The sequence below is a fragment of the Streptomyces sp. NBC_00887 genome, from assembly GCF_045207585.1.
Genome location: NZ_CP108788.1, coordinates 1,452,951 through 1,470,922 on the forward strand (window position 1 = coordinate 1,452,951; position 17,972 = coordinate 1,470,922).

The 17,972-nt window shown below is 71.6% G+C and carries 17 protein-coding genes; 9 read left to right on the plus strand and 8 right to left on the minus strand.

From position 1 onward, the window contains the following. Nucleotides 1-113: 113 nt before the first annotated feature. Together helR and OG844_RS06580 are read left to right on the plus strand one after the other, a co-directional pair. The gene (gene helR / locus OG844_RS06575; RefSeq protein WP_406388732.1) at nt 114-2,267 is read left to right on the plus strand and encodes an RNA polymerase recycling motor ATPase HelR; all 2,154 of its coding nucleotides are present in this window, start codon (nt 114-116) and stop codon (nt 2,265-2,267) included. 43 nt (nt 2,268-2,310) lie between these two features. Next, complete coding sequence (locus OG844_RS06580; protein ID WP_406388734.1) at nt 2,311-2,811, plus strand: hypothetical protein; 501 nt, start codon at nt 2,311-2,313, stop codon at nt 2,809-2,811. A 7-nt stretch (nt 2,812-2,818) separates the two neighbouring features. Here OG844_RS06580 and OG844_RS06585 read toward each other — a convergent pair whose 3' ends face one another. Next, nucleotides 2,819-3,790 (minus strand): aldo/keto reductase, encoded by a 972-nt coding sequence (locus OG844_RS06585; RefSeq protein WP_406388735.1) that lies wholly within the window; start codon nt 3,788-3,790, stop codon nt 2,819-2,821. Between the two features lie 64 nt (nt 3,791-3,854). After that, nucleotides 3,855-5,288, minus strand: a complete 1,434-nt coding sequence (argH, locus tag OG844_RS06590; RefSeq protein ID WP_406388737.1) for an argininosuccinate lyase — start codon at nt 5,286-5,288, stop codon at nt 3,855-3,857. A 243-nt stretch (nt 5,289-5,531) separates the two neighbouring features. Here argH and OG844_RS06595 point away from each other — a divergent pair, with 243 nt between their 5' ends. From OG844_RS06595 to OG844_RS06605, 3 genes are all read left to right on the plus strand, one after another. Further along, nucleotides 5,532-6,938, plus strand: coding sequence for a HEAT repeat domain-containing protein (locus OG844_RS06595; RefSeq protein ID WP_406388739.1), 1,407 nt, complete (start codon nt 5,532-5,534; stop codon nt 6,936-6,938). 43 nt (nt 6,939-6,981) lie between these two features. Then, on the plus strand, nt 6,982-7,581 hold the full coding sequence (locus OG844_RS06600; protein ID WP_406388740.1) for a pyridoxamine 5'-phosphate oxidase family protein: 600 nt from the start codon (nt 6,982-6,984) through the stop codon (nt 7,579-7,581). Nucleotides 7,582-7,645: 64 nt separating this feature from the next. After that, nucleotides 7,646-8,344 carry a L,D-transpeptidase gene (locus OG844_RS06605; protein WP_406388742.1) on the plus strand — a complete coding sequence of 233 codons (699 nt, stop codon included), beginning with the start codon at nt 7,646-7,648 and terminating at the stop codon, nt 8,342-8,344. Nucleotides 8,345-8,355: 11 nt separating this feature from the next. Here the strand turns inward: OG844_RS06605 and OG844_RS06610 are convergent, their stop codons facing one another. The 5 genes from OG844_RS06610 to argC form a co-directional block, all read right to left on the minus strand. Continuing rightward, nucleotides 8,356-8,892, minus strand: coding sequence for an arginine repressor (locus OG844_RS06610; protein WP_329212851.1), 537 nt, complete (start codon nt 8,890-8,892; stop codon nt 8,356-8,358). A gap of 10 nt (nt 8,893-8,902) precedes the next feature. Continuing rightward, nucleotides 8,903-10,099 carry an acetylornithine transaminase gene (locus tag OG844_RS06615; RefSeq protein WP_406388744.1) on the minus strand — a complete coding sequence of 399 codons (1,197 nt, stop codon included), beginning with the start codon at nt 10,097-10,099 and terminating at the stop codon, nt 8,903-8,905. Then, nucleotides 10,096-11,058, minus strand: a complete 963-nt coding sequence (gene argB, locus OG844_RS06620; protein ID WP_406388746.1) for an acetylglutamate kinase — start codon at nt 11,056-11,058, stop codon at nt 10,096-10,098. Before argB ends, OG844_RS06615 begins: the two co-directional genes overlap by 4 nt. After that, nucleotides 11,055-12,209: a bifunctional glutamate N-acetyltransferase/amino-acid acetyltransferase ArgJ gene (gene argJ, locus OG844_RS06625; RefSeq protein WP_406388747.1), complete on the minus strand. Its 1,155-nt coding sequence runs from the start codon at nt 12,207-12,209 to the stop codon at nt 11,055-11,057. Before argJ ends, argB begins: the two co-directional genes overlap by 4 nt. 88 nt (nt 12,210-12,297) lie before the next feature. After that, the gene (argC, locus tag OG844_RS06630) at nt 12,298-13,326 is read right to left on the minus strand and encodes an N-acetyl-gamma-glutamyl-phosphate reductase (protein WP_406388749.1); all 1,029 of its coding nucleotides are present in this window, start codon (nt 13,324-13,326) and stop codon (nt 12,298-12,300) included. Between the two features lie 212 nt (nt 13,327-13,538). Between argC and OG844_RS06635 the strand changes: the two genes are divergently transcribed. Further along, a complete protein-coding gene (locus OG844_RS06635; protein ID WP_406388750.1) occupies nt 13,539-14,204 on the plus strand; it encodes a hypothetical protein in 666 nt (221 codons plus the stop codon). 291 nt (nt 14,205-14,495) lie between these two features. On the opposite strand, the gene OG844_RS06640 is transcribed toward OG844_RS06635, so the two are convergent. Continuing rightward, nucleotides 14,496-14,900, minus strand: a complete 405-nt coding sequence (locus tag OG844_RS06640) for a DUF5997 family protein (protein WP_384603748.1) — start codon at nt 14,898-14,900, stop codon at nt 14,496-14,498. A 58-nt stretch (nt 14,901-14,958) separates the two neighbouring features. Here OG844_RS06640 and OG844_RS06645 point away from each other — a divergent pair, with 58 nt between their 5' ends. From OG844_RS06645 to OG844_RS06655, 3 genes are all read left to right on the plus strand, one after another. Next, on the plus strand, nt 14,959-15,714 hold the full coding sequence (locus tag OG844_RS06645; protein ID WP_406388752.1) for a LysR family substrate-binding domain-containing protein: 756 nt from the start codon (nt 14,959-14,961) through the stop codon (nt 15,712-15,714). 146 nt (nt 15,715-15,860) lie between these two features. After that, nucleotides 15,861-16,817 carry an alpha/beta hydrolase gene (locus OG844_RS06650; protein ID WP_406388753.1) on the plus strand — a complete coding sequence of 319 codons (957 nt, stop codon included), beginning with the start codon at nt 15,861-15,863 and terminating at the stop codon, nt 16,815-16,817. Next, the gene (locus OG844_RS06655) at nt 16,810-17,970 is read left to right on the plus strand and encodes an acyltransferase (protein ID WP_406388755.1); all 1,161 of its coding nucleotides are present in this window, start codon (nt 16,810-16,812) and stop codon (nt 17,968-17,970) included. The genes OG844_RS06650 and OG844_RS06655 overlap by 8 nt, the downstream gene beginning before the upstream one ends. Nucleotides 17,971-17,972: the final 2 nt, after the last annotated feature.

A 17,972-nucleotide genomic window follows, 5' to 3' on the forward strand; every position in this document is an offset into this window, starting at 1 on the left:
ACCTCAACACCCCTGGTGGCCGATGCCCGCCACGGACACCAGATTCTTCACGCCGGTCCAGGCACCTTGCTGCGCGCAACGGTTGCAAGCGACCTCAGATCGGAGCCAACGCCGTGAACCCGCTGACCACCAGCGCATTCGACCTTCCCGACCGCCTCTCCCCCAAGGCCGACCCGGCACTGATCGCCGGCGACGAGCGGCACTTCGCGGCCATCGCGGAGTGCCTCGAGCAGTCGATCGCCGAACTGTCCGACCGCCTCGCCGCCGAACGAAGGACCCCCGGCGGCATCGGCCGGCAGGCCATGGACCGGGACAGCGAAATCCACCGGCTGACCGCTCGTCTGCGCACACTGCGTCGCTTCGGCATGGACCTGTGCCTCGGGCACATGGTCGGTGCGGACACCTCCGAGCCGGTCTACGTCGGACGTCTGGGCCTGACGGACAGCTCGGGCCGCCGGCTGCTGCTCGACTGGCGCTCACCCGCGGCCGAGCCGTTCTTCGGGGCCACCCACGGCAACCCGATGGGTCTGGCGAGCCGCCGCAGGTACCGCTGGACACGCGGCCGCATCAGCGACTACTGGGACGAGGTGTTCACCCCGGACGGCTTCGCCGGGCACGCCGCGCTCGACGACCAGTCCGCCTTCATCGCCAGCCTGGGCAGCAACAGGTCGCCCAAGATGCGGGATGTGCTCGGCACCATCCAGGCCGACCAGGACGCCATCATCCGCGCGGGATCACGTGGCGCCCTCGTCGTCGACGGCGGTCCGGGCACGGGGAAGACCGTCGTCGCGCTGCACCGCTCCGCCTACCTCCTCTACTCCGACCCCCGCCTCGGTCACCGCCGGGGCGGCGTCCTGTTCGTCGGTCCGCACCAGCCCTACCTCGGCTACGTCGCCGACGTCCTGCCCAGCCTCGGGGAGGAGGGCGTACAGACCTGCACCCTGCGGGATCTCGTCACCGAGGGAGCCGCGGCGGCCGTGGAGACCGACCCGGAGGTGGCCCGCCTGAAGTCGTCCGCGAACCTGGTGAAGGCGGTGGAGGCGGCCGTCAGCTTCTACGAGGAGCCGCCGACCGAGGGGATGACGGTCACGACCCAGTGGTCCGACATCCGGCTGAGCGCCGCCGACTGGGCCGTGGCGTTCGAAGCAGCAGGACCCGGTGCCCCGCACAACGAGGCGCGCGACCAGGTCTGGGAGGAACTGCTCACGATCCTGATGGACAAGTACGAGGGCGAAGGCTCGGAGTACTTGCTGCGCAAGTCGCTGCTGCGGAACAGGGACCTGCTCACGGCCTTCGACCGGGCGTGGCCGCTGCTCGAAGCGGCCGACCTCGTCGGAGACCTGTGGTCGGTACCCGCCTACCTGCGCAAGTGCGCTCCCTGGCTCGGCCCCGATGACATCAAGCGTCTGCAGCGCCGCGACGCCCAGGCCTGGACCGTGTCCGACCTGCCGATCCTGGACGCGGCTCGACAGCGGGTCGGGGACCCCGAGGCGGCGCGGCGCAGGCGTCGGAACGAGGCCGCTGTCGCCGACGAGCGCGAGCGCAGGGCCGAGTCCATCACCAGCATGATGCAGAACATGGTGATCGACGAGAGCGAAGGCGCGCTGGGGATGCTGCACGGCCGGGACCTGCAGGACTCCCTGATCGACGAGAGCGCACTGCAGGGCACCGAACCGGACCTGCTCGCCGGCCCGTTCGCCCACGTCGTCGTGGACGAGGCCCAGGAACTGACCGACGCGGAGTGGCAGATGCTGCTGCTCCGGTGCCCGTCCCGCAGCTTCACCATCGTCGGGGACCGCGCCCAGGCCAGGCACGGGTTCACGGAGTCGTGGCAGGAACGTCTCGAGCGGGTCGGGATCGACCGGATCAACCTGGCCTCACTGAGCATCAACTACCGGACGCCGGAGGAGATCATGGCGGAGGCCGAGCCGGTCATCCGGGCCGTGCTCCCGGACGCCAATGTTCCGGCCTCCATCCGCAGCAGCAACGTTCCCGTCGTGCACGGGTCCGCTTCGGAACTGAGCTCGGTCCTCGACACCTGGCTCGCCGAGCATGCGGACGGGATCGCCTGCGTCATCGGCGATCCGGCATTCCGCTCGACGTCCCGCGTCCGGTCGCTGACCCCGGAGCTGTCGAAGGGGCTCGAGTTCGACCTGGTCGTCCTCGTCGACCCGGAGGAGTTCGGCGAGGGCGTCGAAGGGGCGGTCGACCGCTATGTCGCGATGACCCGGGCGACCCAGCAGCTCGTCATCCTCACGAGCTCCTGACGCCTTCCACCCTGTCGGGCGGGGACAGGGGCACCATGAGGCGATGAAGCCGCTGCTGCTGATCGACATCGACGGCCCGCTCAATCCGTACATGGCGCTGTCCCGCCGCGGGGCGCCCGAGGGCTACCGGCGGCACACCATGCGGCCGACGGGGTGGACGGCGGGGCCGGCGCTGCCGGTCCTGCTCAACCCGGAGCACGGCGACGAACTGCTGGCCCTCACCGACCGGTACGAACTCGTCTGGGCGACCACCTGGAAGGACGAGGCCAACGAGTGGATCGGCCCGCACCTCGGGCTGCCCCCGCTGCCGTACATCGACTGGCCCGCGATGCACGGTGCCACCGCGGACGGGACGTACTGGAAGACGCGGTACGTCGTCGAGTACGCGGCCGGGAGGCCGTTCGCCTGGGTCGACGACGAGATCACGGATCTCGACACGGGCTGGGTGGCGGGACACCACCCGGGGCGGGCGCTGCTGCGTCCGGTGGATCCCCGGGTGGGGCTGGTGCGGGCGGACTTCGACGCACTCGCCGCCTGGGCGTGATGCCGGCTCAGCTCCAGGGCAGCGAGGAGCGGTGCCGCCAGTACGCCTCCGGCTCCTCCACCAGGGCGTCGAGCCGGTCCAGCCGGTCCGCGTCCAGGTCGAGGAGGGGGGCGTGCAGATTGCCGGCGAGCTGGGTGACGGTGGCCGCTCCTGACAGCACGACGCCCGCCCACGGCCGGTGGAGCACGAAGGCCAGGGCGGCGGCGTCCGCGCCCAGTTCGGCCTCGGCGGCGATCTCCCGGACGACGGCGGGAGCCTCGGTCCCGGCGAGCCTGCCGTTGGCCATGGCCTCCTTGACGATGACGGTGAGCCCGGCGTCGTGCGCCTCGGCGAGCGCCGGCTCCGCGGAGGTCTCCAGCGCGTTGTACGTGGCCTGGACGGTGCGGAAGAGGGGCTCGCCGTCCACCGTGACGGCAAGGGCGGCCCGGATGGCGTCGGCCTGGGCGGGGCCGCTGGTGGAGAGACCGACGGTGGTGCCCTCCGCGGCCAGCGCGGCCAGGCGCGCGTGCAGGTCCTTGTCGCTCAGTGCCGGGCTGTCGGCGGTCACCGAGTGGATCTGGTAGAGGTCGAGCCGTTCGCCGAGCAGTCCGGCCGTTTCGGCGCGCTGGCGTTCGAACGTGGCGAGGCTGTGGTCCTTGACCTCGTGCGCTTCGGCGTCGACGCGCCAGTCGGCGGTGTAGGTGTAGCCCCACTTGCTGCCGATGACCACGTCCGTCACCTCGGGCCGCGCGGTCAGCCAGTCGGCGAGGAACTCCTCGGAACGGCCGTAGGAGCGGGCCGCGTCGAAGTACCGGACGCCCTGCGCGTAGGCGGCGTCCAGGAGGTCGTGGGTGCGGGAGCGCAGCGCGTCCGCGCTGCGGTCTGCGGGCAGGTCCCGGTCCCGGTGCAGATTGATGTAACCGGGCCTGCCGACAGCGGCCAGGCCCAGCCCGATGTGGGCGGTCGGGGTGGTCGCTCGGTTCAGGCGGGCGAAGGGCATCGCGGACTCCTCCTGGTCGGTTTCATGTACCTGCCCGACCAACGTAGCCCGCGATGCCGCCGGATCAGCCGCGCGCGGTCGCCCAGGCGTGCTGCGTCGTGAGGTCGGCCTTCACCTCGGCGAGCTGGACGGCGACGGCCGACGGGGCCGTGCCGCCGCGGCCGTCGCGGGAGGCGAGCGCGCCGGGCACGTCGAGTACCGTGCGCACCTCGGGGGTGAGGTGCTCGGAGATCTTGGCGAACTGCTCGTCCGTCAGTTCGTCGAGCTCGATGCCCTGCTGCTCGCACACCTTGACGCACTCGCCTGCGACCTCGTGCGCGACCCGGAACGGGACGCCCTGCTTGACCAGCCACTCGGCGATGTCCGTGGCGAGCGAGAAGCCGGCCGGGGCCAGCTCCTCCATGCGCTCACGGTTGACGGTGAGCGTGGCCATCATGCCGGTGAAGGCGGGGAGCAGGACCTCCAACTGGTCGCAGGAGTCGAAGACGGGTTCCTTGTCCTCCTGCAGGTCGCGGTTGTACGCGAGCGGGAGGGCCTTGAGGGTCGCCATCAGCCCGGTCAGATTACCGATGAGACGGCCGGACTTGCCGCGGGCCAGCTCGGCGATGTCCGGGTTCTTCTTCTGCGGCATGATCGATGACCCGGTGGAGAAGGCGTCGTGGAGGGTGACGAAGGAGAACTCCTTCGTGTTCCAGATGATGATCTCCTCCGCGATCCGGGAGAGGTTGATGCCGATCATCGCGGTGATGAACGCGAACTCGGCGACGAAGTCCCGGGACGCGGTGCCGTCGATGGAGTTGGCGACGGATCCGTGCTCGAAGCCGAGGTCGGCGGCGACCGCCTCCGGGTCGAGCCCGAGGGACGATCCGGCCAGCGCGCCGGAGCCGTACGGGGAGACGGCGGTCCGCTCGTCCCACTGCCGCAGCCGCTCGGCGTCCCGGATGAAGGGCTGCACATGGGCCAGGACGTGGTGGGCGAACAGCACGGGCTGGGCGTGCTGCAGGTGCGTACGGCCGGGCATGGCCACGTCGGCGTGGGCCTCGGCCAGCCCGACGAGCGCGTCCTGGAGTTCGGCGATCAGCCCGCCGATGATCCTGGCGTGGTCGCGCAGGTACATCCGGAAGAGCGTGGCGACCTGGTCGTTGCGTGACCGGCCTGCCCGCAGCTTGCCGCCGAGGTCCGGACCGAGACGCTCCAGCAGGCCGCGCTCCAGCGCGGTGTGGACGTCCTCGTCGGCGATGGTGCCGGTGAACGAGCCGTCGGCGACGGCGGCTTCGAGCGAGTCCAGGCCGGCGATCATGCGGTCGAGCTCGTCCTCGGTGAGCAGACCCGCCTTGTTGAGCACCCGCGCGTGGGCACGGGAGCCGGCGATGTCGTACGGGGCGAGCCGCCAGTCGAAGTGGACGGAGGCGGACAGCTTGGCCAGCGCCTCGGCGGGTCCGTCGGCGAAACGGCCGCCCCAGAGGCGTACGTCGCTGTTGCCGGTGCCGTTGCTCACTGCGTGCTCCTCGGGAGTGCAAGGGTGGGATGTGCGACCGCCTCCCCGCACGCGTACGGAGGGGAGGCGGTGGGTGACTCGGGGATCGGACGAGGTCGCACGTGGCCGCGATCTTCGAGGAAAGGCCGAGGATCCCGATGAAGCCCTGTGCGGTGCAGTCACTGGTAGGCATAACTATGCAGCCCTCTGTATGGTTTGTCAAAGCTGCTGGTGGGAGGCGCGTGTGATCCCTAGGCTGGGCTCATGCGGAACGTGATCCCTCTGTCGCCCACGCTGTACCTCTCCCCGCAGGACCGACTCCTGCTGGGCAAGCCCCTGGCCGCGGCACTGGACACGCCCGATCCGGAGGCATGGGTCGAGCTCGACCGGCGGATACGGTCGGAGACCGCGCGGCGGAGCGGGGTCCTGCCGCTGGTGTCCCTGCTCCGGGAGCGTCATGCAGGCGGACGCGGGTCGGTCGACTGGTCGAGCGCACCCCGCTGGGACGAGGAGGCGAAGGACGTCACCTGGTCGCAGTTCCCGCCCCGTGAGGCGGAGACCGCGATCGCCCTCTGCCACCGCCGGTGGCAGGTCCGCGAGGCCGCGCTGGCGTTCACCCCCGGGCAGCCGCCCCTCCTGCCCCTGCTGCTGATCCGCTGCGCCGACCGTCACGTACGGGTACGGGAGCGGGCCCGCCGGATCATGCGTGCGACCCTGCAGGCGTCGGAGGCGGAGCCCTCGGACCTGGTGGCCCTGGCCCTGCGTCTGACCCTTTTCCCGCACGGCGGCTGGGCCCTGGACCGGGTCCTGGCCGCCACGGGACCCCTGCCGGGACTGCCGGGCATGCTCTGCGCGAGCCATGCGCCGGAGGTCCGGGTCCTCGGGGCGCGACTGGCCCTGGAGGGGGACCTGCTCACGCCCGCCGGGCTGACGGAGCTCATCCTCACCGCCCCGGACCGGGTCGTCCGCCACCGGTGCACCGACAAACTGCTCGCGCAGGTCACCGCAGGTGATCCGGAGCGGCTCCTGGACCCCTTGCTCGGGGCCTCCTCGGCCGTGACGCGGTCCTCCGCGGTGATGGCCCTGCACCGGGCGGACCGCGGCCCGGAGGCCGAGTCGCGCCTGGTCGATCAGTCGGCCCGCGTGCGTTCCGCCGCCCGCCTGGTCCTGCGGCTGGAGGGCCGCGACCCGGGGGAGGTCTACCGCGCGATGTGCGCCGGTCGCGCCGCCTCCGGGCTGCCGCCGGGAGCCCTGTTCGGCCTGGCCGAGTCCGGAGCGCCCGACGCGACGGCCCTGCTGCGGCCGTTGACGGCCCATCCGGAGGGCCGGGTGCGCGCCGCGGCACTCGCCGCCCTGCGCATGCTGGACGCGGTCTCCCCCGACGAGCTGATGGCCGCCATGGACGACCCGCATCCGCCGGTGGTGCGCACCGCCTGCAAGGCGCTCGTCCCGTACGTCCTGCTGGTCCCGGAGGAGTGGCTGGCCTCCTTGGTCGCCCCCGGCCGCCCCCAGCACGTGCGGCGTTCCGCCCTCCGCCTGCTCTGCGCCCACAGCCTCGCTCTGCGCAAACGCGTACTGGCCGCGATGGAGGACGACGAGGACCCCGAGGTCGCCCACGAGGCGCAGCGTGCCCGCTACGAGCCGCTGCCGCCCTTCAGTTCCGGTGGATGAGAAGCATTACGGGCGAGTCGTCCGGCGACGGATACTTCACTTCATGGGAAAAACGTACGAGCGTATCGACGGACGGCTGCGGACCTTCATCGAGGAGCAGCACATCTTCTTCACCGCCACCTCCCCTCTGGACGCCGATGGCACGGTGAACCTCTCCCCCAAGGGCGTCAGCGGTTCATTCGCCGTCGTCGACGAACGGACCGTCGCCTACCTCGACTTCGCGGGGAGCACCGCCGAGACCGTCGCCCACCTGCGCGAGAACGGACGCATCACGCTGATGTGGTGTGCCTTCCAGGGGCCGCCGAACATCGTGCGTGTGCACGGCCGCGGTGAGCCGGTCTTCCGCGACGATCCGCGGTTCCCTGCCCTGCTCGGCCACTTCCCCTCGGTCGACCCGGCTTCGCACGGCCTGCGCGCGATCATCGTGGTGACGGCCGAACTGATCCGGGACAGCTGCGGATACGGGGTGCCCTTCATGGCGTACGACGAGGACCGCTCCCTGCACGCCGACCGCTTCAGGCGGGAGGACGACGCCAGCCTGAGCGCGTACTTCGGGAAGAAGGAGCACATCGCGACCAGCATCGACGGGCTGCCGGGTCTTCCCCTGCCGCTGCCCGCCCTGCCGGCGCCGTCCGCGGGGTGAGGCGCTGGGCCGTACGGAGCAGGCGCGGTGGGGCCGCGCCGCCGCGGGCCGTACGGTCCGGAACATGCGCAGATCCCTGGTGACCGTGTCGGTTCTGCTGGCACTGGCGTCCCTCGCGGCCCGGCCGGCAGAACCGGCACCCCTCCCTGAACGGCTGGCCGACACGGGCGGCGGCAGCCAACTGATCACCGCCGAGGCCCCGGGCACGGACTCCACCACGGGCACGGTCACGTGGTGGGACCGGCGGTCGGGTACATGGGTCCGTGCGGGTTCCGCACCTGCCCGCTTCGGGGCGAACGGACTGACCGAGGGTGCCGCGCGTACGCAGGGCACGAACACCACGCCCACCGGCCTGTACGACCTGCCGTACGCCTTCGGCGTCGCTGCCGCCCCGGCCGGGACCCGCTATCCGTACCGCCTGGTCAACGAGCGCTCGTGGTGGTGCCAGGACAACGCGTCGCGCGCGTACAACCGCTGGGTGGAGCCGCTGTCGGCGGACTGCCGGGCGGACGAGGCCGAACATCTGGTGACGTACGGGACGCAGTACGCGCGTGCGCTCGTGATCGGCTTCAACTACCACCGGCCGGTACGGGGCCGGGGTGCCGGGATCTTCCTCCACGTCAACGGCAAGGGGGCGACAGCGGGTTGTGTCTCCGTGCCGGCCGCCGACATGGACCGGATCCTGGCCTGGGCGGAGCCGGCGCGGCGTCCGCATATCGCGGTCGGGACCGAGTCCGGCCCGACCGCGATCACGCGCTACTGACGGGCCGCCGCTCAGCGCTCGTTCTGGGCGAGCCGCAGCAGGTGGTCGGCCAGCGCCTGGCCGCCGTTCGGGTCACGGCTGATCAGCATCAGCGTGTCGTCACCCGCGATCGTGCCGAGGATCGCCTGCAGTTCGGCCTGGTCGATGGCCGAGGCGAGGAACTGGGCGGCGCCCGGCGGCGTACGCAGCACCACGAGGTTGGCCGAGGCCTCCGCCGAGATGAGCAGCTCGGAGGAGAGCCTGCGCATCCGTTCCTCCTTCGCGGACCCGCCGAGCGGTGCCTGCGGGGTACGGAAACCGCCCTCACTGGGCACCGCGTAGATCAGCTCGCCTCCGGTGTTGCGGATCTTCACCGCGCCGAGCTCGTCCAGGTCCCGGGAGAGCGTCGCCTGGGTGACGCTCAGCCCGTCGTCGGCCAGCAGCCTGGCCAACTGGCTCTGTGAGCGCACCGGCTGCCGGTTCAGGATGTCCACGATCCGTCGGTGGCGGGCGGTGCGGGTCTGTGGCACCGACGGCCCGCCGTGCTCGGATTCCTGCGCCTCGGTCATCGTCGTCGCCTCATTCTCCGGATCGTCCGTCCCCGTGGGCCGCGTCGAGAGCTCCGGGCAGAATGCGCAGGAACGCGTCCACCTCGGCGTCGCCGATGATCAGTGGCGGCATGAGCCGCACGACATCGGGGGCGGGAGCGTTCACCAGGAGTCCGGCTTCCTGGGCCGCCTTCTGCACCTGCGGTGCGAAGGGCCCGGTGAGCACGATGCCCAGCAGCAGGCCGGAGCCGCGGACGTGGGAGACCAACGGGTGACCCAGCCCCTCCACACCGTCCCTGATCTTCTCGCCGAGCCGCTTCACGTCGTCCAGGGCGCCGTCGGCGGCCAGGGTGTCCAGAACGGCGAGACCGGCGGCGCAGGCGACCGGGTTGCCGCCGAACGTCGTGCCGTGCTGGCCGGGCTTCAGCAGGTCGGCCGCCGCGCCGAACGCTACGGTCGCGCCGATCGGCAGCCCTCCGCCGAGGCCCTTGGCGAGGGTGACGAGGTCGGGCTCGACGCCCTGGTGGGCCTGGTACTCGAACCAGTGGCCGCAGCGGCCGATCCCGGTCTGCACCTCGTCCAGGACCAGCAGTGTGCCGGTGGCCCGGGTGATCTCCCGGGCGGCCTCCAGATAGCCCTTGGGCGGTACGACGACACCGTTCTCACCCTGGATGGGCTCGATGATCAGGAGGGCCGTGTCGGTCGTCACCGCGGCGCGGAGCGCCTCGACGTCGCCGTACGGCACGTGGGTGACGTCGCCGGGCAGCGGCACGAAGGGCTCGCGCTTCCTGGGCTGGCCGGTCAGGGCGAGCGCGCCCATGGTCCGGCCGTGGAATCCGCCGTCGGTCGCGACCATGTGGCTGCGCCCGGTGAGCCGGCCGATCTTGAAGGCGGCCTCGTTCGCCTCGGCGCCGGAGTTGGAGAAGTAGACCTTGCCCGTCCGGCCGAAGAGCTGAAGCAGGCGCTCCGCGAGCGCGATGGGCGGTTCGGCGATGAAGAGGTTGGAGACGTGGCCGAGTGAGGCGGCCTGGGCGGAGACGGCCTCGACGACGGCCGGGTGCGCGTGGCCGAGGGCGTTCACCGCGATACCGCCGACGAAGTCGAGATATTCGGTGCCGTCGGCGTCCCACACACGGGCGCCCGCGCCGCGGACCAGGGACAGCTGCGGTGTTCCGTAGTTGTCCATCAGCGCCGTCTGCCAGCGCTGCGAGAACTGCTCGTTGCTCATGACTCCCCCTGCGCGTGCGGCTGCGGCTCGATGTGTACGTCGTTGTGTGGGCCGACCGGTGCGCCGTCCTGCGTGTCGGGCACGACCATCGTGCCGATTCCCTCGTCGGTGAAGATCTCCAGCAGGATCGAGTGCTGGACCCGGCCGTCGATGACGCGGGCGGTCTCGACGCCGTTGCGCACTGCGTGCAGGCAGCCCTGCATCTTGGGCACCATGCCGCTGGAGAGATCGGGCAGCAGCTTCTCCAGCTCGGTGGCGGTGAGCCGGCTGATCACGTCGTCGCTGTGGGGCCAGTCCTCGTAGAGGCCCTCGACATCGGTGAGGACCATCAGCGTCTCGGCGTTGAGCGCGGCCGCGAGGGCCGCGGCGGCGGTGTCGGCGTTGACGTTGTAGACGTGGTTGTCCTCGGCGGAGCGCGCGATGGAGGAGATGACCGGGATCCGGCCGTCGTCCAGCAGCGCCTGGATGGCTCCGGTGTCAATGGCGGTGATCTCGCCGACCCTGCCGATGTCGACGGACTCGCCGTCGATCATCGGGCGGTGCTGGGTGGCGGTGATGGTGTGGGCGTCCTCGCCGGTCATGCCGACGGCGAGCGGGCCGTGCTGGTTGAGGAGGCCGACGAGCTCGCGCTGGACCTGGCCGGCCAGCACCATGCGTACGACGTCCATGGCCTCGGGCGTGGTGACGCGGAGACCGGCCTTGAACTCACTGACCAGGCCCTGCTTGTCGAGCTGGGCACTGATCTGCGGACCGCCGCCGTGCACGACGACGGGCTTGAGACCGGCGTGCCGCAGGAAGACGACGTCCTGGGCGAACGCGGCCTTCAGCTCCTCGTCGATCATGGCGTTGCCGCCGAACTTGATGACGACGGTCTTTCCGTTGTGCCGGGTCAGCCAGGGCAGCGCCTCGATGAGGATCTGCGCCTTCGGCAGCGCCGTGTGCTTCCTCGCGGCACTCATGAGCTGTACGCGCTGTTCTCGTGGACGTACTCGGCGGTGAGGTCGTTGGCCCAGATGACGGCCGTCTCGGTGCCGGCGGCGAGGTCGGCGGTGATCTTGACCTCCCGGTAGCGCATGTCGACGAGGTCGCGGTCCTCGCCGACACAGCCGTTCCTGCAGACCCACACGTCGTTGATCGCGACGTTCAGCTGATCGGGGTCGAAGGCGGCCTTCGTGGTACCGATGGCGGACAGGACACGGCCCCAGTTGGGGTCCTCCCCGTGGATGGCGCACTTGAGGAGGTTGTTGCGGGCGATGCTGCGGCCCACCTCGACGGCGTCGTCCTCGGTCGCGGCGTTGACGACCTCGATCCGGATGTCCTTGGAAGCGCCCTCGGCGTCACCGATCAACTGGCGTGCGAGGTCGGCGCAGACGGTCTGGACGACAGCGGCGAACTCGGCCTGCCCCGGGGAGATTCCGCTCGCGCCCGAGGCGAGCAGCAGCACGGTGTCGTTGGTCGACATGCAGCCGTCGGAGTCGACCCGGTCGAAGGTGGTCCGGGTCGCGTCGCGCAGCGCGGAGTCGAGACCTGCGGCGTCCACGTCGGCGTCGGTGGTCAGGACGACCAGCATGGTGGCGAGGCCGGGGGCGAGCATGCCGGCGCCCTTGGCCATTCCGCCGACGGTCCAGCCCGCGCCGCCCGCGACCGCGGTCTTGTGCACGGTGTCGGTTGTCTTGATGGCGATGGCGGCCTTCTCACCGCCGTGCTCGCTCAACGCCGCCGCGGCCTTCTCGATGCCGGGCAGGAGCCTGTCCATGGGGAGCAGCAGGCCGATCAGTCCGGTCGACGCGACCGCGATCTCGCCCGCGCTGTGACCGGTGAGGACCTCGGCGGCCTTCTCTGCGGTCGCGTGCGTGTCCTGGAAGCCCTTGGGGCCCGTACAGGCGTTGGCACCACCGGAGTTGAGGACGACGGCGGTCACTTCGCCACCCTTGAGGACCTGCTCCGACCAGAGGACGGGTGCGGCCCTGACGCGGTTGGAGGTGAAGACGCCCGCGGCGGCGCGACCGGGCCCGTTGTTGACCACGAGGGCCAGGTCCGGACCGCCGCTCTCCTTGATTCCGGCGGCGATGCCCGCCGCCGTGAATCCCTTGGCTGCCGTGACGCTCACTGCATCTCCTCGTTCGCTGCTCCGCCGGCGCTGCGCGGCGGCGCGGTCCTCGTCGTCTCCCGCAGCCCGGCGGCTGCGCGTGCGTCGCTCACGGTGCGACTCCGATGGTGGAAAGACCTGTGTCCTCGGGCAGCCCGAGTGCGATGTTCATGCTCTGCAGGGCTCCGGACGCGGTGCCCTTGGCGAGGTTGTCGATGGCGCTGATCACGATGATCCGGCCGGCTGCCTCGTCGTGGGCGACCTGGATCTGGACGGCGTTGGATCCGTACACGGCCGCGGTGGCGGGCCACTGCCCCTCGGGCAGCAGGTCGACGAACGGCTCGTCCGCGAAGGCCTTCTCGTAGGCGGCGCGGAGGGACTCCGTGCTCACGCCCGGCTTCGCCTTCGCGCTGCACGTGGCGAGGATGCCGCGGGGCATGGGCGCGAGGGTCGGTGTGAAGGACACGGTGACCGGCTCACCGGCTGCCGCACTGAGGTTCTGGATCATCTCGGGCGTGTGCCGGTGGACTCCGCCGACGCCGTACGGGGACATGTTGCCCATGACCTCGGAGCCCAGGAGGTGCGGCTTGGCGGCCTTTCCCGCCCCCGAGGTGCCGGAGGCGGCGACGACGACGGCCTCCGGTTCGGCGAGCTGGGCCGCGTACGCCGGGAAGAGCGCGAGGGAGACGGCGGTCGGGTAGCAGCCGGGCACCGCGATGCGCTTGGACCCCTCCAGCGCGCTGCGGGCTCCGGGCAGCTCGGGCAGGCCGTACGGCCAGGTGCCCGCGTGCGGCGAGTTGTAGAATTTCTCCCAGTCGGCGGCGTCCTTCAGCCGGAAGTCGGCGCCCATGTCGACGACGAGCACCTCGTCGCCGAGCTGCTCGGCGACGGCGGCCGACTGCCCGTGCGGCAGGGCCAGGAAGACGACCTCGTGCCCGGCGAGCACCTCGGCCGTGGTCGGCTGGAGCACGCGGTCGGCCAGCGGCCTCAGGTGCGGTTGCAGTGCGCCGAGCTTCTGTCCGGCGTTGGAGTGGCCGGTGAGGGCGCCGATCTCGACCTGTGGGTGGGTGAGGAGCAGGCGGAGCAGTTCCCCGCCGGCATATCCGCTCGCTCCAGCCACTGCCGCACGTACCACCATCGAAATGCCTCCTCGTCGATGGCATGACTATACGCTGGCCTGCACTTTTATGCAAAGATTTGCTGATTGAGCGTCGTCTTGATGGTGACTGAGCGCGATAGTTGGCCCTTGAGCTCACGAGTTGGCCCCTGAGCGCGATTCCTGGCCCGTAGGACTGCGGGCGGGACTGCCGCCCGATGCGCTGCCGGACCCCGCCACTAGACTCCGGCACCATGACGGCCGCCACTCCCCTGTCGCCGATCCCGGTCGCTCCTGACGGTTTGACCCGCAGGGCCAAGAGGTTCGTAGAGGTGGAGGGCATCCGCGTTCCTCGGCAGTGCATCGGGCGCCATCGCGACACGTGGCTCAGGCACGGCATCCCGGCCGCAGAGATCGACCGGGTCGCGGCCTTCCAGAACCGCTGGGGCGGTCTCGCGCTGCCGCCGGCCCCGTTCTACGAGAGCGGCCCGCGCATCCTGGACGCGGACGTCCCCGAGGGCTCGGCCGCGGAGGGCTGGTGGATTCCGGCCGGGGACTGTCGGGTGTCCATGGCCTACGGCTTCATGATCGGCCCCGGTGGCGAGTTCGGGATCCACGGCTCCCATTGGGCGCCGCTGCATGCCAGTGCGGACGGCTGGGTGGAATCGCTGGCGCTGGCCGCCCACGCGAGGCGCTGGGCCAAGACCATCACGAGGACCACCGGCAAGGCCGTCGACTCACTGGACCTCGACGGTTACGAGCAGGTGCCTGAAGTGCAGGGCCTGACCGACACCTGGTGGCGGGGCAAGGACTCGCTCATCGCCCTCTACCGTGGCGAGGCCGTAGGCCTTGACGCACCTCAATGCCTGGAGGCTCACGTCTACGGCAGCCTCGACCAGTGGGGCCTCCACGGCGGCTGACCGCTCACCGGCGCCGCTGTTCGGGCCGGAGCCGGGGTTCGGCGAGGAAGCGGCCGCCTGGCAGTCCACGCCCGAGGCGAAGTCGGTCATGGCGCGCTCCGGCAACGAGTGGGGCGCCGCGTACGCCGCGTCGGGCGCGGACCCGGAGGTCGTGGCGGCCACGACGGCGGCGACGATCGCTGCCTACACCGGGGCGTAGAGCGGGGCGGCCGGGTTCCTCACCGCTTCGAGACCCTGACGGACCCGGGAGACCCGGCGGCCGTCACCGCGCCCTCACCGCCCCCGCACGCGTCAGGAACGCGGGTCGCCGGACTCCTCGGACCGCGCCGCGTTCTTCTCCTTGATGCGGATCGCTTCCTTGCGGACCTCGGCCTGGGTGGCGCGCTCCTTCTGCAGCCACTCGGGGCTCTCGTCCTTGAGCGCGTCGATCTGCTCGGTGGTGAGCGGCTCGGTGACTCCGCCCCGCGCGAGGCCGGCGATGGAGATGCCCAGCTTCGAAGCGACCACGGGCCGGGGGTGCGGACCGTTGCGCCGCAGCTCCTGCAGCCACTCGGGCGGATCGGCCTGGAGTGCGTTCAGCTCGCTGCGCGAGACGACGCCCTCCTGGAACTCGGCGGGGGTGGCTTCGAGGTACACACCCAGCTTCTTCGCCGCGGTGGCGGGCTTCATTGTCTGGGTGGTCTGGTGCGACGTCATGGTGTCCAGGGTATCGAGCATGTGCGCCGCCTCCGACCACGGCCGGTAACCTGGCGGAGTGACAGGCTCGGAAACCCCCTCTTCGTTCCGGCTCGCCTACGTCCCGGGCGTGACCCCGACCAAATGGGTGCGGATCTGGAACGAGCGGCTGCCCGGCGTCCCGCTGATCCTCGTGGGCGTCCCCGCGGCCGAGGCGGCCGGTGTGCTGCGCGGCGGCGACGCCGACGCCGGTTTCGTACGCCTCCCGGTGGACCGTACGGATCTGAGCGCGATCCCCCTCTACACCGAGACGACCGTGGTCGTGGTCCCCAAGGACCACCTCGTGGCGGCCGTCGACGAGGTGTCGGCCGCGGATCTCGCCGACGAGATCGTGCTGCACCCCCTCGACGACACCCTGGAGTGGGAGCGTCCGCCTGGCCGGCCCGCGCTCGAGCGCCCCGCGACGACGGAGGACGCCGTCGAGCTGGTGGCGGCGGGGGTGGGGCTGCTCGTCGTCCCGCAGTCGCTGGCCCGTCTGTACCACCGCAAGGACCTCACCTACCGGCCGCTCTCGGACGTACCCGAGTCGCGCATCGCCCTGTCCTGGCCGGAGGAGAGGACCACCGACCTGGTGGAGGAGTTCATCGGGATCGTCCGCGGGCGGACCGTGAACAGCACCCGGGGCCGCCCCCCGACACCCCCGCAGCCGAAGGCCAAGCGCCCGGAGAAGAAGGGCGGCGCACCGCGCAAGCCCGCAGCCGGCAAGGCGACGGGCAAGAGCCCCCGGGGCGCGTCCGGCGGCGGCAAGCGCGGCAAGCCCCGGCGTCGCCCGTAGCGGGCATCGGAGGCGGGGCACCCCCTACTCGTAGTACTCCAGAGCTACGTGACAGGTGCGCTCCTCAGCGGGACGCCGACCACACGGGGCGGTCCATAGCTTCGGTACCGGATTCATCAGGCACATCCGGTACGGAAGGACCACCCATGGCGTCCCGCCCACGCAGCAGCCGTTTGCGTCGCGCGTTGCTCTCCGCGCTCGTCACCGCGTCCGTGGCACTGCCGGTGTCGGGGGCGGCCCGCCCCGCCGCTGTTCCGGCACCCGCCCCTGCGGCCCTCGGCCCGCTGGGCACCACGGCCCCTGGCGCGCTGGCGGCGCGGTACGCGGCGAACCGTGACGGCATCCGGGCCGCCGAGCACATGGCCGCCCGGAACGGGGACCGGCAACGCGCCGCCTCGCTGCGGGACATGGCCAGGTCCGCCCGGCACTTCCTCGCGTTCGACGGGCGCGACGGCGGCCGCAGCGCCGAGGTCTTCGGGGATCTGTCCCGGGCCGGACGGATCGCCGTACTGGTACCGGGAGCCGGCGTCGACCTCGACCACTACTGGCGTTTACGGCGCGATGCCGAGGCGCTCCTCCGGGAGCTCGGCAGCGGGTCGGCCGTCGTCGCCTGGCTCGGGTACCGGACACCGGTCACGGTGAGCCCCGGGGCGCTGACGTCGGCGCGTGCCGTCGAAGCGGCACCTCAACTGACCTCCTTCGTACGGGAGTTGGGTGCGGCACGGCCCCCCGCCCGGGTCTCCGTGCTCTGCCACTCCTACGGTTCCGTCGTCTGCGCCAGGGCGGCGTCCGGACTCGATGTCGCGGAGATCGTGCTGTACGGCAGTCCCGGCACCGGTGCCGACAGCGCCGCCGCGCTGCACACCCGGGCCACCGTCCGGGCCGGCCGGAGCGGTGACGACTGGATCGCGGACGTACCGCACATACGGGTGCGACTGCCGTTCGTGACGGTCGGGTTCGGTACCGACCCGGTCTCGCCGGAGTTCGGCGCCGAGGTCTTCGACGCGGGCGACGGCGGGCACAGCGACTACCTGAAGCCCGGTTCCGTCTCGCTGCGCAGCATCGGCCGGATCGTCGCGGGGACGGCGGGCCGTCGTGCGTGAGCTCGTGCGGCGCATCGAGTCCGCGACGCCTCCGGACCGCGACCGTGCGCTCGACGCCCTGCGCGGCCTCGCCATCCTGGGCGTGGTGTGCGGCCACTGGCTGGTGACGGCTCTGGTCGCCGACAGCGGCACGGTGCACGGGGCGAGTCCGCTCCAGTACATGCCGCAGTTCACCCCGGTGTCCTGGGTGTTCCAGACGCTCGCGGTCTTCTTCCTGGTGGGCGGGCACGTGGGAGCGAAGGGTTATGCCTCCGCCCGGGCGAGGGGCGAGTCCTACGGCGTGTGGCTGCGGGCCCGGATGGGGCGGCTGTTCCGGCCGGTCGCCGTGGTCCTGGTGGTGTGGGCCGTGGCGGCGTGCGTGATGCTGGCCTCCGGGGTGGACCAGGGCACCGTGCGCGCGCTGGGCAAGCTGGTGTGGTCGCCCCTGTGGTTCCTGCTGGTCTTCGCGGCGCTGACGGCGGCGACCCCGCTCGTGGCGCGGCTGCATGCGCTGTGGCCGCTCGCCGCGGTCCTCCACGTCGACCTGATCCGCCTGGGCCTCGACGGCCCGGCCGCCCTCGGCCGGGTCAACGTGGCGGCGGGCTGGCTGGTCCCGTACTGCCTGGGCGCCGCTTGGGCGCGGGGCGGGCTGCGCAGCCGCCGGACCGGTTGGGCGTTGCTGCTCGGGGGCGCGGCGGCCACCGCAGGGCTCGTCCTGTTCGCCGGCTATCCGGCGTCCATGGTCGGGGTGCCGGGCGGCGAGCTGTCCAACCTCGATCCTCCGACGCTCGCGGTCGTCACCTTCGGCCTCGCCCAGTGCGGAGCGGCTCTGCTGCTGCTCGGACCGCTGCGCCGGGTCCTGGCGCGTCCCGCCGTCTGGGCGGCCGTGGCGCTGGTGAACCTGTCCGCGATGACCGTGTTCCTGTGGCACCAGACCGCGATGATCGTGGTCACCTCGACCGTCCTGTTCGCCGGCGGCCCGTTGCCCGGTCTGCACACCGTGCCCGACGGCCCGGTCTGGGTCCTGGCACGGCTGGCCTGGCTGCCGGTCTTCGCCCTGGTGTTGCTGGCGCTCCGGCACGCCTTCGGTGCGTACGAGCAGCGGCGGAACAGCAGATCGACCGTCGTACGGAAGAGTTCCCCCGCCCGGATCCAGGAGTCGCGACGTGCTTAAGG

Coding starts and splice junctions, on each gene's coding strand:
- OG844_RS06580 (WP_406388734.1), top strand. CDS start 2,311: ATGAAGCCGCTGCTGCTGATCGACATCGACGGCCCGCTCAATCCGTAC.
- OG844_RS06585 (WP_406388735.1), bottom strand. CDS start 3,790: ATGCCCTTCGCCCGCCTGAACCGAGCGACCACCCCGACCGCCCACATC.
- OG844_RS06595 (WP_406388739.1), top strand. CDS start 5,532: ATGCGGAACGTGATCCCTCTGTCGCCCACGCTGTACCTCTCCCCGCAG.
- OG844_RS06600 (WP_406388740.1), top strand. CDS start 6,982: ATGGGAAAAACGTACGAGCGTATCGACGGACGGCTGCGGACCTTCATC.
- OG844_RS06605 (WP_406388742.1), top strand. CDS start 7,646: ATGCGCAGATCCCTGGTGACCGTGTCGGTTCTGCTGGCACTGGCGTCC.
- OG844_RS06610 (WP_329212851.1), bottom strand. CDS start 8,892: ATGACCGAGGCGCAGGAATCCGAGCACGGCGGGCCGTCGGTGCCACAG.
- OG844_RS06615 (WP_406388744.1), bottom strand. CDS start 10,099: ATGAGCAACGAGCAGTTCTCGCAGCGCTGGCAGACGGCGCTGATGGAC.
- argB (WP_406388746.1), bottom strand. CDS start 11,058: ATGAGTGCCGCGAGGAAGCACACGGCGCTGCCGAAGGCGCAGATCCTC.
- argC (WP_406388749.1), bottom strand. CDS start 13,326: ATGGTGGTACGTGCGGCAGTGGCTGGAGCGAGCGGATATGCCGGCGGG.
- OG844_RS06635 (WP_406388750.1), top strand. CDS start 13,539: ATGACGGCCGCCACTCCCCTGTCGCCGATCCCGGTCGCTCCTGACGGT.
- OG844_RS06640 (WP_384603748.1), bottom strand. CDS start 14,900: ATGACGTCGCACCAGACCACCCAGACAATGAAGCCCGCCACCGCGGCG.
- OG844_RS06650 (WP_406388753.1), top strand. CDS start 15,861: ATGGCGTCCCGCCCACGCAGCAGCCGTTTGCGTCGCGCGTTGCTCTCC.